The following is a 16,977-nucleotide window of genomic DNA, read 5'->3' on the forward strand; positions in this document are numbered from 1 at the left end:
CGGATCCGGATTTCACTCCTTCGGTTGAGTCCGGAGGAGTGAGGGAGGACCCTCCGGCGCGCCCCCTCGGCCGGACCCCTCGCACCCCCGCCCTCCCTGATCACCGCCGTGATCAGGGGTCACGCGCCCCTCACGCCCCGCCGGGCCCTGCCCCGGCGGGGCGTCCGTACACCCCGCCGCCTTTGTGAATTTTTTCACCCGACCCCTTGGCCGGGTACGTCCGTTCGTGCTGAGATGCCGTCCTACTCAACAGCTCGATGGCGCGCTCGGGGAGGGCAATGTGGCGGACACCGCCATGTCTGGTTCCGAATCAGGGGGCGGCGGAAACCCGTCCCTCGCCTACGGCAAGGAGACTCCTGTGGAGACCGCCATATGGCGGCTCCGCTCCCGCGGTTGCTGGACCGACGCGGCGGCGCTGCTCGTCCCCCGCGCCCACGAGCCGGCCGCCGCGCTCGAACGGGCGGCGCTGCTGATCGAGCGCTGCCTCTACACCGAACAGGGCTGGGCCGAGGCGGAGGAGGCCCTGCGCGCCGCCGAGGCGGTCGCGAGCAGCGACGAGGAGCGCGGCGCCGCGGCCTGCGAGCGCGGCTATCTCGCCTACGCCTCCACCCTGTTGGGCGTCCGGGACCGCGCCGACGAGGCCCGGATGGCGCTGGGCCGGGCGGCGGCCCTGATCGCCCCCTCCGAGCCGGGCCGCCCGCTCCTGGACTACCGGCGCGGGCTGATCGCCCAGAACCTCGGCGACTCCCCGCAGGCGGCCAGGGCCGCGTACCGCCGCGCGCACGCCGGCGCCACCGCGCAGGGCGACTCGCTGCTGCTCTCCTCCACCTGGCGCCATCTCGCCGGACTGGCGTTAAGGGAGGGCGAGTTGGCGGAGGCCCGGCACGGCTTCGCCGAATCGCTGCGGATCCGCGAGGAGTTGGGCTATCTGGTGGGTACGGCTCCGGCCCTGACCGCCCTGGCCGACACCGAGACCGAAGCGGAGGCCGGCCGGCTGCGCGCCGAGGCCCGGCGGCTCTTCCGCCTCCTCGGGGGCGTACCGACCTGGCTGGCGTCGCAGCTGACGCCCCGCACGGCCATGTGACGCTCCGTCACCCCTCCTGGGGCTCCAGGCAGACGAGGCTCTCCTCGGTGCCGACGACGAGCGCCCCGGTCGCCGTCACGGCGACGGCGCGGACCGCGGGTCCCGGCCGGAAGGCCCTGCGCCGGCCGCCCTCCGGCGCGATCAGCTCGACCCGGCCGTCGGCCCAGGCGGCCGCGACGAGCGGCCCGCCGGGGGCGGGGGCGGCGTGCAGGGCGACCACCGGCGACCGGTGCTCCGCCAGCGGCTCGGGGACCGGCGCCCGGCCCGGCGTCCAGAGCCGTACGGTGCCGTCGGCGCCGCCCGAGCAGACGAACGGGGTCGCGGACTCGACGGCGGTGACGGCGGTGACGCGGCCGCTGTGCGAGGCGGCCTGGTGGAGGCCGTTGACGCCGAAGGCGTGCACCGAGCCGAGCCGGTCCCCCACCACCACCGAGCCCGCGATGGCGGCCAGCGCGGTGCCCGGGTGCCGGGACAGGGTGGTGGAGACGGCCTCGGTGAGCCGCTCCAGATAGGGCGGGCGGGGCGCGGTGCCCCGCACGGCGTGCAGCCGGCCGCGCTCGTCGAGCAGCAGCACCGTCCCGTCGGCGGTGGGCGCGAGGGCGGTGATCCGGCCCTGGACCCGGTGGGCGAGCCGCCCCGCGCCGGAGGCGTCGGCCTCCCGCAGCAGCCGGACCGTCCCGGTGTGGTCGCCCACCAGGAGCAGCTCGGCCGAGGGGCCGCCGGCGGTCGCGCCGAGCACCGCGACGGGTCCCGGCCACGGCGGGGAGACGTCCCCCCGGTGCCGGGCCCAGCGCAGCCGCCAGGGCGACGGGGCCGCCTGTTCGGCGAGCGCGGGCCGCAGCCGGGGGTCGGCGCCGTCGCCGAGCGCGGTGAGCAGCACCAGGGCGCGGCCGGCCGGTCCGTCCGCCGCGCAGAGCGCCTGTCCGGCCCGCAGCCAGGCGTCGCGCAGCCCGCCGTGGTCGTCGGGGGAGGCGGTCGCGTAGCCGGTGGTGACGAGGAGGGGGTCGGCGGCGCAGACGGCGACCGGGTCCGAGAGGTCGGGGAGCTCGGGGAAGGGCGCCGGGGCCGGCGGCGGCCCGGGGTCCGTGTCCCCGTCGAGGTCGACGACGGTGGTGCGGGCGGCCCGGGGGACGCGGGTGCCGGTGCGGGCCTCCACGACGAGCCGGATCCGCCCGACCTCGGCGAGGCCGCCGAGCAGCTCGGCGACGGCGTCCGGTTCGGCGGCGGCGTGCAGGTCGGTGAGGAGCAGCACGGCCCTGCCGGTGCGGCGGGCCTCGCTGGTGGCGAGGGCGTGCACGAGGTCGGCGGGGGTGCGGGCCACCACGCCGAGCCGGTCGGCGAGCGTCCAGGCCACGCCGAGGGCGCTCTGCCCGGCGAGCGGCACGAGCACCCGCTCGGCCCTGGCCTTGCCCCGGCCCCGCCGGGCCCGGGTCCCGTGGACGGCCAGCCGGCCGAGGAGGGCGCTCTTCCCGCTGCCCGGGGCGCCGGTGACCAGGCAGAGCCGGGGCGCGTCGGGATCGGTGAGCCAGCCGAGGAGGGCGGCGGCCTCGGGCCCCGTACCGGTGAGCGACGCCGAGGTCTTCGGGGAGGGCCGGCGTCCGTCCGCGGGGGACGGGGTCGCGGACGGCATGGGACACCTCACGAGCGCGCGGTACGAACGGCTGTCGCCTTCGACCTTAGTGGGCCCGGGCCCCTGGGAGGCCGCCCCGTCGGGGACCGGCCTCCCGGGGGTGGACCGGGCGTCCCGGCGGCCCGGGCCTCCCGGCGGTGATCAGCCGTTCGCGCCCGCGAAGTGTTCGCGGACCAGGGACTCCACGACGGGGAGGTCCTGGGCGGCGAGGGCGTCGAGGAGGGCGGCGTGCTCGGCGGCGTCGGCGACCAGGTCCGCGTGGCGCGGGACGGGGGCGCTGAGGAGGGGCCACTGGGAGCGGCGGTGGAGGTCGTCGGCGATGACGAGGAGCTGTTCGTTGCCGGCGAGGGAGAGGACCGCGCGGTGGAAGGCGCGGTCGGTCTCGGCGTAGTGCGCGCGGTCGCCGCGGGCGGCTGCGGCGCCGGTCGCCTCCGCGAAGGGCCGGAGCTCGGCCCAGCGGGCGGCCGGGACGGTGCGGGCGAGCCGCAGCATGACCGGCACCTCGATCAGGGCGCGTACCTCCGCCAGCTCGGCCAGCTCGCGGGCGGTGCGGACGACGACGAGGAAGCCGCGGTTGGGCACGACCTCGACGGCGCCCTCGACGGCGAGGCGCTGCATCGCCTCGCGGACGGGGGTCGCGGAGACGCCGAAGCGCTCGCCGAGGGCGGGGGCGGAGTACACATCGCCGGGCCGCAGCTCGCCGGAGACGAGGGCGGTGCGCAGGGCGTCGAGGATCTGGCCCCGGACGGAGTGCCGCCGCACGGCGCGCGGACCGTCCCCGGAGAGGGGGGACTCGCCGTGGGTGTGCTCGCCGCGGGCCTGCTCGGGGACGCGCGCGGAACCGTCGGCCGCGGCGTCCGGCCGGGAGGGGTGCGGGCCGGTCGCGGGGTCGCCGAATCGCACGGACGCTCCCTCGGTCGCCCGCTCGCGTGCTGCGCCCTGCTCCACCCGGGTCCTCCTGCGGCCTCGTGCCGGGCCCGGCTCGCGCGGCCCGGGTCCCCTGTGCACCATAGGCGAACGGACCGTTCCGTGGGACCGCGCCCACGAGGCGCAGGGGGGAGGGGGCCGGGCGGTGGTGAGACGGGATGCCGATTCGGGTAAGGTAAGGCTAACCTGCCAACGATCGCGATTCGGTGGTCCGCATGACCGTCCCCGCTCTGCTGCCCTCCCCCCTCGCCTCGTCCGTCGCGGCCTCGTACGCCCGGCTCGCCGAGGTCTTCTCCGGCCTGCGGATAGAGGAGACGACCGAGAACGAACGGCTGCCGCGCGGCGCCGGCTGGGTCCTCGCGGAGGAGCTCGCGGCCGGCGGGCCCGCCCTGGACGCCTTCCTCGCCTGGGACAACGCGCAGGTCCTGCGTGACTACGGGCAGCAGGCCCGCCCCGACGTCGTCGCGAGCTTCGGCCTCCACCGGTACGGCTGGCCCGCCTGCCTCCTGGTCACGGTCCCCTGGTTCCTGCACCGCCGGGTCCCCCGCCTCCCGGTGACGGCGGTCTCCTTCCAGCGGACCCGCGGCCGGATGGCGGTCCGCGTCGAGGAGTTCGCCTGCCTCCCCGGCGACCCGGCCGCCGCCCTCCCCGGCGCCCGCGTGGTCGCGGACGAGGACGCCCTGCGCGCGGAGGTCCGCGCCTCGCTCGCCGAGCACTTCGAAGCCCTCCTCGGCGGCTTCGGCCCCCGGATGCGGCGCGGCCGCCGCGCCCTGTGGGGGATGGTGACGGACGAGATCGTCGAGAGCCTCTGGTACGTCGGCGCCCTCCTCGGCGAGGAGGAGCGGGCGATGGCCGAACTGGAGCTGCTGCTGCCGGGGAGCACCGGCCGGCCGGAGAAGCCGTACGCGGGCGGGGCCGGCTTCCGGACGCTGCCCGGGAGCGAGGGGCCGGACGGCGCCCCGCGCGCCACCCGGGACCGGGCCACCTGCTGCTTCTTCTACACCCTGCGCCCCGAGGACACCTGTCTCACCTGCCCGCGTACCTGCGACGCGGACCGGGTGCGGCGGCTCGCCGCGACCGCCTGAAGGAATACGCCACCCGAACGGGTGGCGTGAATCGAACTCAATTCCGCATACACGGCGGTGTGTTCGACCAGAAGGTACCTATTCGTATGCCCTCGGCCCTCGTTGGCGTGCTCTTGCCCCGAAACCCCGTACGTCCCTTGATCGGTCGGACAGTATGGGCGGCCAAACGCCCTACTGCGATGCGAGGGACACCGCATGAGACTGACCGACATATCGCTGGACTGGCTGCTTCCGGGCGGCGTGATGGTCGCCGGAGTCCTGACGGCGGTGGCGGTGCTCGCGCGCGGGAAGCGCGCCGGTGACCAGGCCGCGGCCGAGGACTCCTGGGAACGCAGCGAGGAGCGGCGCAGACGCAAGGAAGCCGTGTACGGCTTCGCCTCGTACGGGCTGCTGTTCTGCTGCGCCGCCGTCGCGGCGGCGCTCTCCTTCCACGGGCTCGTCGGCTTCGGCCGGCAGAACCTCAACCTGACGGGCGGCTGGGAGTACCTGGTCCCCTTCGGCCTCGACGGCGCCGCCATGTTCTGCTCGGTGCTCGCCGTCCGCGAGGCCAGCCACGGCGACGCGGCCCTCGGCTCGCGCCTCCTGGTCTGGCTCTTCGCGGGCGCGGCCGCCTGGTTCAACTGGGTGCACGCGCCGCGCGGCCTGGGCCACGACGGGGCCCCGCAGTTCTTCGCGGGGATGTCCCTGTCGGCGGCGGTCCTCTTCGACCGGGCGCTGAAGCAGACCCGCCGGGCGGCGCTGCGCGAGCAGGGCCTGGTGCCCCGCCCGCTGCCGCAGATTCGGATCGTGCGGTGGATAAGGGCTCCCCGGGAGACCTTCGCCGCCTGGTCGCTGATGCTCCTGGAAGGCGTACGGACCCTGGACGAGGCCGTGGACGAGGTCCGGGAGGACCGGCGCGAGAAGGAGCAGAACAGGATCCGCCGGCGCGAGCAGGCCAAGCTCGACCGGGCGCAGATCAAGGCGCTCAACCGTCAGCACCGCGCCTTCGGCCGGGGCGGCGGGCGCCAGGTGGAGGTGGCGGCGCTGACCGCCGCCTCCGGGACCGGCGGGGGCCAGGCCCCCGGGTCCGGGCCGGGTTCCGCGACGGCGTCGGTGACGGCGGCCGTCGCGGAACCCGCCATAGCGGACCCGGGACAACTGCCCCTTCGGCCCCGGCCCTCCCTGCAAGCCGTCAGGGAAAGTGAGAAGCGGGAGTCGCGGACGGTGGACCTCACCGCCGAGGACGACACCCAGGCCCTGCCCCGACTCGACTCCCTGGAGGCGAAGATCTCCGAGATGGAGCGCCTGCTCGGCTGACGGGCCCGCTCCACCCCACGGCAGGACCGTGACACACCCCCACGGCGGGGCCGCCCCTCAGGCGGCCCCGCCGTTCAGTTCGAACCAGACGACCTTCCCCGTGGCGCGCTCCTCGATCCCCCAGGAGTCGGCGAGCTCCCGCACCAGGAAGAGCCCCCGGCCGCTCGTACCGTCGTCGGCGGGCGGTACGGGCGGGGCGGTGAGACCGGGCTCGAAGTCGCGGACCTCGACCCGGAGCTGGCCGGGATCGACGGTCGCGGTGACGACCGCGCCATAGGCGGTGTGGACCAGCGCGTTGGTGACCAGTTCGCTGGTGAGCAGCTCGGCGACGGCCCCGGTGTCCGGTCCGCCCCAGCTGCCGAGGAGTTCCCGTAACGCGTGGCGCACCTCCGGCACCGCCGTCAGGTCCGCCCCTCCCACCTTTCTCAGCAGTTGAGTCGGCTGTCGTGCCTTCCCGGCCATAGCCCCCACCCACGATCGCGTCGAACAGGCTCACGGGAGAGCCTGCCCCGCGAGCCGGTCCGCATGCGCCGCGTTCCGTGCCCTCAGGGGCGGGGCACGTTGCGCAGATTGGATCGCGCCATCTGGAGCATCCGGCCCACTCCCCCGTCGAGGACGATCTTGCTGGCGGAGAGGGCGAAGCCCGTCACCATCTCGGCGCTGATCTTCGGGGGGATGGAGAGGGCGTTGGGGTCGGTGACGACGTCGACGAGGGCGGGGCCCTTGTGCTTGAAGGCGTCCTTGAGGGCCCCGGCCAGGTGCTTGGGCTTCTCGACGCGTACGCCGTAGGCGCCGGCGGCCCGGGCGACGGCGGCGAAGTCGGGGTTCTTGTTGCCCGTGCCGTACGAGGGGAGCCCGGCGACCAGCATCTCCAGTTCGACCATGCCGAGCGAGGAGTTGTCGAACAGCACGATCTTCACCGGGAGTTCGTACTGCACGAGGGTGAGGAAGTCACCCATGAGCATGGAGAAGCCGCCGTCGCCCGAGAGCGAGACGACCTGCCGTCCCCGGTCGGTGAACTGGGCGCCGATCGCCTGCGGGAGGGCGTTGGCCATGGAGCCGTGGCTGAAGGAACCGATGATCCGGCGGCGCCCGTTGGGGGTGAGGTACCGGGCCGCCCACACGTTGCACATGCCGGTGTCGACCGTGAAGACCGCGTCGTCGTCGGCGAGTTCGTCGAGGACGGAGGCCACGTACTCGGGGTGGATCGGGGTGTGCTTCTCGACCTTGCGCGTGTACGCCTTGACCACGCCCTCCAGGGCGTCGGCGTGCTTCTTCAGCATCCTGTCGAGGAAGCGGCGGTCGGTCCGCTGCCGGATCCGGGGCGTGACGCAGCGCAGCGTCTCGCGGACGTCTCCCCAGACGGCGAGGTCGAGCCGGGAGCGGCGGCCGAGGTGTTCGGGGCGGACGTCGACCTGCACGATCCGGACGTCGTCGGGGAGGAAGGCGTTGTACGGGAAGTCGGTGCCGAGCAGGATCAGCAGGTCGCACTCGTGGGTGGCCTCGTAGGCGGCGCCGTAGCCCAGCAGGCCGCTCATGCCGACGTCGAAGGGGTTGTCGTACTGGATCCACTCCTTGCCCCGCAGGGCGTGGCCGACGGGGGCCTTGAGCCGCTCGGCGAACTGCATGACCTCGGGGTGGGCGCCGGCGGTGCCGCTGCCGCAGAACAGCGTCACCCGTTCGGCCGCGTCGATCATCCGGACCAGGGCGTCGATCTCGGAGTCCCCGGGGCGGACGGTGGGGCGGGAGGTGACGAGGGCGGAGCCGGCGGCCTTCTCGGGGGCGGGCTCGTCGGCGATGTCCCCGGGGAGCGCGACCACCGAGACGCCGCCGCGGCCGACGGCGTGCTGCACGGCGGTGTGCAGCAGCCGGGGCATCTGCCGCGGGCTGGAGATGAGTTCGCTGTAGTGGCTGCACTCGCGGAACAGCTGGTCGGGATGGGTCTCCTGGAAGTAGCCGAGCCCGATCTCGCTGGAGGGGATGTGGGAGGCGAGGGCGAGGACGGGGGCCATCGAGCGGTGGGCGTCGTACAGGCCGTTGATGAGGTGGAGGTTGCCCGGGCCGCAGGAGCCGGCGCAGGCGGCGAGGCGGCCGGTGATCTGGGCCTCGGCGCCCGCGGCGAAGGCGGCGGTCTCCTCGTGGCGCACCTGGATCCAGTCGATGGCGGGGTTGCGCCGGATGGCGTCGACGACCGGGTTGAGACTGTCGCCGACCACTCCGTAGAGGCGCTGCACGCCGGCGCTGACGAGGATGTCGACGAATTGCTCCGCTACGTTCTGTTTGGCCATGGGTCCATCAACACACGGCCCGGCGCCTCACGCCTCCCAGACGGCGGCCCCCGTACGGTCATCGGCGTACCCCGTCACCCTCAGCTGGGTGTCGGCGAGGAAGGCGGCGAGGCCGGGCGGTTCGGCACCGGCCCAGCGGGCCGCCAGCTCGTGGGCGAGGGCGGGCTCGCCGCGCATCGGCTCGGCGAGGCCGGGCGAGGCGAGGAGGAGGGTGTCGCCGGGCCGGGCCACCGAGGCGCGGAAGCGGAACGGTTCGGCGGGCGGCGGGACGGGCTCCTCGACGAGCGGCCCGGGGGCGGTGGTGATGCCGAGGTCCATGGTGAGCCGGTCGCCCTCCTCGGTCGCCTCGGGCGTCCCGTGCGGCGGCGTCGAACCGAAGCTCACGACCGGCGCGCCGACCACGGCGGCCGGGTCGGGGAGGAGCGGCTCGATGTCCTGCCAGGCACCGTCGCGGAGCCGGAAGAGTCCGCCGCCGCCGATGCCGAAGAAGACCCGGGTGCGGCAGTCGGGGTCGGCGGGGATGAGCAGACAGCGCAGGGTGGCGGTGTACGCCTCGGGGGCCAGGCCCCGCTCGGCGGCGCGGGTCCGCAGCCGGCCGTAGGTGCGGTCGGTGAGCCGCTGGAGCCCCGACTTGAGGTCGCCGCGGCGGCCGGAGCGGATGTCCTCGGAGAGCCGGGCGTGGCTGCGGCCGACGGCCTCGCCGATCCAGCGGCAGGCGTCGGCGGCGGCGAGGTGCGCCTCGTCGGCGGCGCGGGAGCCGGCGGCGACGGCGACGAGGACGAGGGCGGTCTCGTCGTGGCCGAAGCGGGCGGTGAGGAGGGCGTCCCGGCGGGGTTCGCCGCGGTAGCGGGCGGAGTCGCCGCGGACGGAGGCGGCGCGGAGGGTCGCGGTGCCGTAGCGGGCGCCGTCGAGGACGGTGTCGGCGACCAGGTCGGCGAGTTCGCCGGGGCGCGCGGCGGGCAGGGCGGTGGGTTCGGCCTCGTACGTGGGCGGCCGGCTGCCCAGGAAGCCGGTGCGGGGCCGGGGCACGGGCGGGGGCAGGGGCACCTGGACGGTCGGCTCGTGCCCGGCGGCGGGCAGCTCGACCAGGACGGTGGCGTCCGCGTCGGTACCGGGCCCGGGGTCGGGATCGGGGCCGGGATCGGGCTCACGTACGGGTACGGGTACGGGCTCGGGTTCCACGGCGACCGGTGCCGCCGCCGGGAAGGTCCGGGGTCCCGTGACCGGCGCCTCCCAGGGCGCGGGCCCGAGCACGGACGGCGCCGGCGGCGCGGGTGCCGGAGGCGGCACGGGCGGCGCCGGCGGGGTGGCGGTCCGGGGGCCCCGGGTGTCCTGCGTGGCCTGGGTGGCGGACGTGAAGTGGGCGTCCAGTGAGTCGGGCGAGGGCGTCGGCGTGAGCTCCTCCGCCGCGTCCTCGTAGAGCGCGTCCCACCAGTTGTCCCCCTGCTGAGTCATGCCCTTATTGTCCACCGCGGGCGGCCCGGGAAAACGGGACACGAGGAAAACCGTTGCTGCGAATGGGTGGTCCGCCGGACGACCCCACCCCCCACGGGAAGGACGTCCGGCGGACCGGCGTGGTCAGCGCACGTCGTAAGCGCGGACCACGGTCTGGGTGACGGAGTTGCCGTGGGCGTCCGTCAGTTCGGTCCTCAGGGTGACCTGCTTGCCCGTCGCGCCCGCGTGGTCCACGGTCGCGGTCCAGGTGCCGTCCTGCTGGGAGACCGGTGCTTCGGTCCAGGTCGTACCGCCGTCATAGGAGTACGAGAGCCTGGCCGAGGTGAGAGCGGCCGGCTGGTAGCCGGCGTGCCCGGTCGCGGTGAGGCCGATCTGCTGGCCGTCGGTCGCCGCGAGGGTCTTGAGTCCGTCCTCCGGCAGGTCGTACCGGGGGAAGAGAATCGGGATGCCCTGAGAATAGACCGTCTCGTCGAGCTGGGAGGTGAATTTCCAGATCGACCGCACGGACGTGGAGCGGGCCCAGTTCCGGTTGCCGATCTTCATGGTGTTCTGTTCCAGCTCGTACGCGCCCCGCTCGGCGGGCACCTCGAAGACGCCGAACGGCCAGGCGTTCTCACCGATGAGCTCGCCGTCGCGGCGCAGCCGCAGGTTGCCGATGTCGCCGAAGGAGCCGGGCTCGGCGTGGTGGGTGCCGTCGCCCCACATCGCGGCGGCGAAGTCGATGAGGTTGCCCTGGCGCTCGGAGACGAGGACCGGGGCGCCGTCGGCGTCGCGCGGGGCGGTGGGGGCGAGGACGCCGCCGTACCACTGCTCGGTGCGCCGCTCGCCGGCGGTGTACGCGTGCCGGTCGCCGGACATCAGCTCGCCGAAGGGGAAGCTGCTGCCGACGTACTGGTGCCAGGTGGTGTCGCCGGGCGTGTAGTACTCGGTGCGGCTGCCGGGCGCGGGGACGGTCTCCAGGCCGGCGAAGGAGACGGCGAGGCCGCTGGGGCGGTACGCGGCGGGGAAGTTCATGAAGTCCGCGGCGACACCGGCCGAGCCGTACGTGGCGTCCGAGCGGCCGAGGCGGGCGTCACGGGGACGGTAGACCCGGTCGTCGTCGACCTCGCCGGTCTCCGGGTAGGCGAGGCTGTAGACGTACCCGGGCCTGGCCGCGGCCTTCCACTCCAGGGTGACCTCGCCGGCGGCGAGCCTGCCGAGGAGCGCGGCGGCCTCGGCGGCCGGGACCGCGAGGACCGGCAGGCCGTTGCCGGTGAAGCCGCCGGTCGGGTACCAGCGGGCGCTCGACGCGTGGTGGGCGACGACGCCGATCGCGCCGGCGGCCTTGGCGTCGCGGGCCAGGGCGGCGACGTTGGTGGTGGCGTCGGGGAGCCTCACCAGGGCGAGCCGGCCCTGGACGCCGGCGGCCTTCAGCTCGTCCGGGGTGCCGCTGCCGGCGTCGACGAGCCGGGCGGAGCCGGTGCCGTCGAGGTTGTCGGAGCCGGTGGAGCCGGTGACCGGGTGGAGCTCCAGGCCGTCGCCGGTGCGCAGGGAGGTGATCTGCGGGGCGGCGGCCCGCCAGTAGCTGCCGGACTCGAAGGAGCCGTCGCGGGCCTCGCCCTCGACGGAGGCGTAGTAGGCGCGGATGGTGCGCGGTCCCGCGGCGGTGCCGGCGTGGGTCCAGGTGTCGTCCCAGGAGCGGGCGAAGGCCAGGGTGGCGCCGCGGACCTCGGACGGCCGCTCGGTGCGGACCGAGAGCCGCCCGGCCTCGCGGGCGTCGAGGACGACGGTGGTGTCCTTCCTCAGCTCCAGCTGCGGGCGGCCGAGGTAGGTGAGCGAGTCGGTCAGGGTGGCGCCCTCGCCCGCGTCGGGGGTGGTGACGTAGGAGGAGAGGAAGTAGCCGCCGGGGCGCAGGCGGTAGACCTGGTCGGCGGAGCCCTCGTTGAAGCGGCGCTCGCCGGTGGCGGTGTCGGTGCCGATGACGTCGAGCGAGGACGCGCCGTCGGCGGGCTTGCCGAGGCGGTCGATCAGCTTGACGCGGAGGGTGACCGTCTCGGGTTCGACGTACAGGGCGAACGGGGTGGAGACGTGGACGCCGCCGCGGCCGGTGGCGACGACCCTGCCGGTGACGTCGCCGTACTGCGCGCGCTCCAGGCGGGCGGTGGGGTCGACGGCCAGGGGGACCCGGACGGTCGCTCCGGCGGGGACGGTGACGGTGCGCCTGCCGAGGCGGGCGACGGTGGACCGGACGGCGGAGCCGTCGTTGCCGGTGACCTTCTCGACGGCGAGGTCGAGGGTGACCGGGGCGTCGGAGGTGTTGGTGTAGGGGACGGTGACCGTGGTGCGGTCGCTGCCGTCCTGCGGCCAGTGGTAGGTGCCGGCCTGGACGGCGGGGGCGGACAGGACGGTCTGGTCGATCGCGGCCTTCACGTCGAGGCGGCCGCCGCCGGTCTCGCGGACGTCGCCGGGGATGTCCGTCTCGGCGGCGGCCACCAGGGCGGCCTTCACCTGCTGGGCGGTCCAGTCGGGGTGACGCTGCTTCAGGATGGCGGCGGCGCCCGCGACGTGCGGGGTGGCCATCGACGTACCGGACATCGCCTGGTACGCGTAGACGCCGCGGCCGCCGGCCGCGGCGGCGGAGATGCCGACGCCGGGGGCGGCGATCTCCGGCTTGAGGGTGTGGGCCTCGTTGGCCACGGGGCTGCGGCTGGAGAAGTACGCGGTGGAGTCGTCGCGGTCGGTGGCGCCGACGGTGAGGACGCCGGGCGCGCAGCCGGGCGAGGAGACGGAGTTGAGGGAGGGCCCGGAGTTGCCCGCCGCGACGACGAACAAGGTGCCCTCGTTCTGGGCGAGTTGTTCGGCGGCGGCGCTCATCGGGTCGTCGCAGTCGGTCTCGGAGGGGTTGCCGAGGCTCATGGAGACGACGTCGGCGCCCTGGGCGACGGCCCACTCCATGCCGGCGATGATCCACGAAGTGGCGCCGGATCCAGCGTCGTTGAGGACCTTGCCGTTGAGGAGCGCGGCGCCGGGGGCGACGCCCTTCTTCTTGCCGCCACTGGCGGCGCCGGAGCCTCCGACGGTGGAGAGGGTGTGGGTGCCGTGGCCCTGCCGGTCGTCGGCGCTGTCGGAGTCGGTGAAGTTCTCCGAGGCCGTGATCCGGCCCTTGAGGTCGGGGTGGTCGGCGTCGGCGCCGGTGTCGAGGACGGCGACCTTGGTGCCGGTGCCGTCGTAGCCGGCGGCCCACGCCTCGGGGGCGTGCACCTGCCGGGTGGAGCGCTCCAGGGTGGCCTCGACCTTGCGGTCGAGCCAGAGCTTCTCGATGGCCGCGGCGGAGGAGCGGGCGGCGGGCGCGGAGACCTCGGACCAGAAGGCGGCGGCCTGCTTCTTGTCGGCCTGGAGGGCGACGCCGCCGATGGTCCTGAGGACCTGGCCGTTGCGGGCGCCGCGCGGGGCGGCCGGGGCGGTGCGGGCGGTGGCGCCGGAGCCGTAGACGGCGATCAGCGGCAGGGTGGTGGTGGAGGCGTCGTCGTAGCCCTGGCGGACCAGGCCGGTGACGTTGAAGAGCTCCTCGTCGACCCGGTCGGCGGCGAGCGCGTCGGTGGCGTCCTCGGGGTAGACGTAGAGGTCCTGGCCGGAGCGGCGGGTCTGGACCAGCGGCACGGTGCCGTCCTCGCGGGGCAGCACGGTGGCGGCGGGGTTGCCCCGCTCGTCCCCGCCGACCAGGACGCGGTCGCCGGTGACCAGGGTCACCGTCGCGGGCTTCCCCCAGCCTTCGGCCGGGGGGACCCCCATCTCGCTTCGCTCGCCGGTGCGGGCCTGGGCCTCGCTGCCGACCGGCGCGCGGTCGGCGGGGCCCGCGGCCGGCGGCTGGGCCGCGACGGACGGCAGGGCCGCGGTGACCGCCAGGACGGCGGCGGTCGCCGCCCCCAGGGCCGTACGCGAAATCGGGCGCATCGCTCTCCCCATCAGAATCCGGACAACAGGCGCAAGTCACCCGAATCCGGAGGCGGTTGGTGCTGCGGTGGCGCCACATTGGCAGAGGTGAGGGCGGTACAGGGATGATGGGCGCGGCGGGAATACGCCGTGGCCGATTCCCGCCAGGTCACCAACGGAACGAATGCCTCCGGAGAACACGCGCGGAACGTCGCGCGCGCTCCCCCGGAGACACGGCGAGGGGCGGGAACCGATGCTGGGTGCGATAGGACTGGACGAGCGGCAGGAGTCCGCGTACCGCGCGCTGATCGCGCTCGGCGCGGCGGAGGTCACCGACCTGGCGCACCGGCTCTCGCTGCCCGAACCGGACACCGAGCGGGCGCTGCGCCGCCTGGAGGCACAGGGCCTCGCCGCCCAGTCCTCCGCCCGCACCGGCCGCTGGGTGGCGGCCCCGCCCGCGGTCGCCCTCGGCGCGCTCCTCACCCAGCAGCGGCACGAACTGGAGCAGGCGGAGCTGGCGGCGGCGCTGCTGTCGGAGGAGTACCGGTCGGAGGCGGCCGAGCCCGCCGTGCACGACCTGGTGGAGGTGGTGACCGGCGCGAGCGCGGTGGCCCACCGCTTCTTCCAGCTCCAGCTCGGCGCCACCGAGGAGGTCTGCGCGCTCGTCACCGGCAAGCCGATCGCCGTCTCCGGCCTGGAGAACGACGCGGAGGAGCTGGCCGCGGGCAGGGGCGTCGGCTACCGGGTGGTCATCGAGCGCGAGGTGCTCACCCTCCCCTCCGGGCTGCTCGAACTGTCGGCGGCGCTCGGCCGCGAGGAGCGGATCCGGGTGGTCGACCGGGTCCCGACCAAGCTGGTGGTCGCCGACCGCACCCTCGCGATGGTCCCGCTCACCGGCCGCGGCGCCGAGCCGGCCGCGCTCGTGGTGCACGCCAGCGGACTCCTGGAGTCCCTGATGGGCCTCTTCGAGTCGGTGTGGCGGGACGCGCTGCCGCTGCGGCTCGGCGTCGGCGCCCAGATCACCGAGGACCAGGCCCCCGGCCCGGACACCACCGACCTGGAGATCCTCTCCCTCCTCCTCGCCGGCATGACCGACGCGAGCGTCGCCAAACAGCTCGACCTCGGCCTGCGCACCGTCCAGCGCCGGGTCAAGGGCCTGATGGAACTGGCCGCGGTGACGACCCGCCTGCAGCTGGGCTGGCACGCGTACGAGAAGGGGTGGGTGGCGAGGGTCTGAGGGGGGCCGGACGGGCCCCAGGGCCAGGCCGCACGGACGGCGGACAGGGCACGGGCGAGGGAGCCCGGTGCGGACCCGGCGCCTTCGTGGCGGACCCCCGCGGGCGGGGGAGCCCGGTGCGGACCCCACCCCTTCGGCCTCCGCGACCTGCGGGAATCCGGCGGGTGGGGGAGGCTGGCCCCGTGGGTGTGTGGCAGCTCCTGATGGTCGCGGCGGTCATGCTCCTCGGCCTGTTCGGGGTGCTGGCCCCCGGCGTGCCGGGCAGTTGGCTGGTGTGGGCCGCCGTGCTCTGGTGGTCGCTGCACGAGCAGACCGGCCTCGCCTGGATCCTGCTGGTCTCCTCGACCGCCCTGCTGCTCCTCACCCAGGTGGTGGTCTGGCAGCTGCCGCCGCGCCGCCTCCGGGGCGCGGGCCTGACCCGCAGGACGATCGGTTACGCGGGCGTCGGCGCGCTCCTCGGCTTCGTCCTGGTCCCGGTGCTCGGCGCGGTCCCCGGTTTCGTCGGCGGGATCTACCTCTGCGAGCGGCGCCGACTCGGCGGCCACGGCCAGGCCCGCGCCGCCACCCGCGCCGTGATGCGCGCCGGCGGCACCAGCATCCTCGTCGAGCTCTTCTCGTGCCTGCTGATCACGGGCGCGTGGGCGGGCGCGGTCATCCTCGGCTGACCGGCGAGAACTCCAGGTAGCGCCGCGCGTAGGACCGCCAGGGCGCCCACTCCCCCGCCTCGGCCGCCTCCGGCCCGTCCGCCACGTCCGGGTCGCCGAGGGAGCGGATCCGGATCAGGGCGGCGGCGCGGGCGTCGACGCCGGGTACGGCTCCGAGGGCGCGGGCGGACTCGTCGCGGTCGGCGCCGGGGTCGAGCCGGAGGCCTCCGTCGACGAGGGCGCGGGCGAGCGGCCCGGCGACGGGGTGGCCGGTGAGGTCCGCGGGCGCGGGGAAGAGCGCCCGGAGGGTCCCGTCCGGGCTGTCCAGGGGCGTGCCGAGCTCCGTCAGGACGCGCGCGGACTCCTCCGGGCCGAGGACGGTCCTGAGGGCGTACTCCTCCGGGTCTGCGGCGCCGGGCGAGCGGAGCCCCGGCCGGGCGGCGACCGCGGCGGCGAGCCGCGGGTCCGCGCCGAGGCGCTCGGCGACCGCGTACGGGTCGGCGTCGAGGTCGAGGAGGCGGCGCAGCCGGTGCACGGCGGTGGTGAGGTCGCGCAGCTCGGCGAGGTGCAGCCGGGCCTCCAGCCAGCGGCCGGGCGCCGCTTCCGCCACGGCGACGACTCCGGGTCCGTACGGCAGCCGCAGGGCGCGCCGGTAGGTGCGGGCGCCGCGCTCCCCGGTGACCTCCTCGACGCCCGGCAGCGCCTCGGCGGCCAGCAGGTCGAAGACCTCGGCGGCGGCGTACGGCCCCCGGTAGGCGAGCCGCAGCGGGACGCCGGTGGCGGAGGCGGTGTGCGGCCCGCCGGCGCCGGCGGTCTCGGCGCGGAGCGCGGTCGGGGTGCGGGCGTACACGGCCCGGATGGTGTCGTTGAACTGGCGGACCGAGGCGAAACCGGCGGCGAAGGCGATCTCGGTGACCGGCAGCGAGGTGGTCTGGAGCAGGACGCGCGCGGTGTGGGCCCGCTGGGCACGGGCGAGCGCCACCGGTCCGGCGCCCAGCTCGGCGGTGAGCTGGCGCTGGACCTGGCGGGTGCTGTACCCGAGCCGGACGGCGAGACCGGGGACGCCCTCGCGGTCCACGACCCCGTCGCCGATCATCCGCACGGCCCGTCCGACGACGTCGGCGCGGACGTCCCACTCGGCGGAGCCGGGCACGGCGTCGGGACGGCAGCGGCGGCAGGCGCGGAAGCCGTGGCCCTGTGCGGCGGCGGCCGTCGGGAAGAAGGCCACGTTGCGCCGCTTGGGGGTGACGGCGGGGCAGCTGGGCCGGCAGTAGATGCCGGTGGTGCGGACGGCGAAGAAGAACTCCCCGTCGAACCGCGCGTCCCTGCTGCTCACCGCCTGGTAGAGGGTGTCGCCCTCGTCGTCCGTCATGCCTCCAGTGTGCGGCGGCGGACCGCCGCACACGCGCGGCTTTCGGA

12 protein-coding genes are annotated in these 16,977 nt (G+C 75.5%); 5 read left to right on the forward strand and 7 right to left on the reverse strand.

The window, feature by feature from the left end:
* Positions 1 to 295 precede the first annotated feature (295 nt).
* The gene (locus ABZ621_RS15945; protein WP_360604732.1) at positions 296 to 1,084 is read left to right on the forward strand and encodes a hypothetical protein; all 789 of its coding nucleotides are present in this window, start codon (positions 296 to 298) and stop codon (positions 1,082 to 1,084) included.
* Between the two features lie 7 nt (positions 1,085 to 1,091).
* Here the strand turns inward: ABZ621_RS15945 and ABZ621_RS15950 are convergent, their stop codons facing one another.
* Together ABZ621_RS15950 and ABZ621_RS15955 are read right to left on the reverse strand one after the other, a co-directional pair.
* Positions 1,092 to 2,714 (reverse strand): hypothetical protein, encoded by a 1,623-nt coding sequence (locus ABZ621_RS15950; RefSeq protein WP_360604734.1) that lies wholly within the window; start codon positions 2,712 to 2,714, stop codon positions 1,092 to 1,094.
* A 141-nt stretch (positions 2,715 to 2,855) separates the two neighbouring features.
* Entirely contained in the window at positions 2,856 to 3,617 is a 762-nt protein-coding gene (locus ABZ621_RS15955) for a GntR family transcriptional regulator (protein WP_360604736.1), read from the reverse strand.
* A 239-nt stretch (positions 3,618 to 3,856) separates the two neighbouring features.
* Here ABZ621_RS15955 and ABZ621_RS15960 point away from each other — a divergent pair, with 239 nt between their 5' ends.
* Positions 3,857 to 4,726, forward strand: a complete 870-nt coding sequence (locus ABZ621_RS15960; protein WP_360604738.1) for a (2Fe-2S)-binding protein — start codon at positions 3,857 to 3,859, stop codon at positions 4,724 to 4,726.
* A gap of 195 nt (positions 4,727 to 4,921) precedes the next feature.
* Entirely contained in the window at positions 4,922 to 6,022 is a 1,101-nt protein-coding gene (locus tag ABZ621_RS15965) for a DUF2637 domain-containing protein (protein ID WP_360604740.1), read from the forward strand.
* A gap of 57 nt (positions 6,023 to 6,079) precedes the next feature.
* Here the strand turns inward: ABZ621_RS15965 and ABZ621_RS15970 are convergent, their stop codons facing one another.
* The 4 genes from ABZ621_RS15970 to ABZ621_RS15985 form a co-directional block, all read right to left on the reverse strand.
* Positions 6,080 to 6,484 (reverse strand): ATP-binding protein, encoded by a 405-nt coding sequence (locus tag ABZ621_RS15970; protein WP_360604742.1) that lies wholly within the window; start codon positions 6,482 to 6,484, stop codon positions 6,080 to 6,082.
* An 83-nt stretch (positions 6,485 to 6,567) separates the two neighbouring features.
* Positions 6,568 to 8,310, reverse strand: a complete 1,743-nt coding sequence (locus ABZ621_RS15975) for a pyruvate dehydrogenase (protein WP_360604744.1) — start codon at positions 8,308 to 8,310, stop codon at positions 6,568 to 6,570.
* A 27-nt stretch (positions 8,311 to 8,337) separates the two neighbouring features.
* Positions 8,338 to 9,765 carry a protein phosphatase 2C domain-containing protein gene (locus ABZ621_RS15980; RefSeq protein ID WP_360604746.1) on the reverse strand — a complete coding sequence of 476 codons (1,428 nt, stop codon included), beginning with the start codon at positions 9,763 to 9,765 and terminating at the stop codon, positions 8,338 to 8,340.
* A gap of 123 nt (positions 9,766 to 9,888) precedes the next feature.
* Positions 9,889 to 13,698: a S8 family serine peptidase gene (locus ABZ621_RS15985; protein ID WP_360604748.1), complete on the reverse strand. Its 3,810-nt coding sequence runs from the start codon at positions 13,696 to 13,698 to the stop codon at positions 9,889 to 9,891.
* Between the two features lie 232 nt (positions 13,699 to 13,930).
* Here ABZ621_RS15985 and ABZ621_RS15990 point away from each other — a divergent pair, with 232 nt between their 5' ends.
* Both ABZ621_RS15990 and ABZ621_RS15995 read left to right on the forward strand, forming a co-directional pair.
* Positions 13,931 to 14,914 (forward strand): helix-turn-helix domain-containing protein, encoded by a 984-nt coding sequence (locus ABZ621_RS15990; RefSeq protein WP_360604750.1) that lies wholly within the window; start codon positions 13,931 to 13,933, stop codon positions 14,912 to 14,914.
* Between the two features lie 182 nt (positions 14,915 to 15,096).
* Complete coding sequence (locus tag ABZ621_RS15995) at positions 15,097 to 15,579, forward strand: DUF456 domain-containing protein (protein ID WP_360604752.1); 483 nt, start codon at positions 15,097 to 15,099, stop codon at positions 15,577 to 15,579.
* Here the strand turns inward: ABZ621_RS15995 and ABZ621_RS16000 are convergent.
* Positions 15,566 to 16,930, reverse strand: coding sequence for an AlkA N-terminal domain-containing protein (locus ABZ621_RS16000; RefSeq protein WP_360604754.1), 1,365 nt, complete (start codon positions 16,928 to 16,930; stop codon positions 15,566 to 15,568). The two genes, ABZ621_RS15995 and ABZ621_RS16000, sit on opposite strands and share 14 nt — an antisense overlap.
* Between the last annotated feature and the right edge of the window lie 47 nt (positions 16,931 to 16,977).

It is taken from the genome of Streptomyces sp. NPDC007863, assembly GCF_040633895.1.
Taxonomy (GTDB): domain Bacteria; phylum Actinomycetota; class Actinomycetes; order Streptomycetales; family Streptomycetaceae; genus Streptomyces.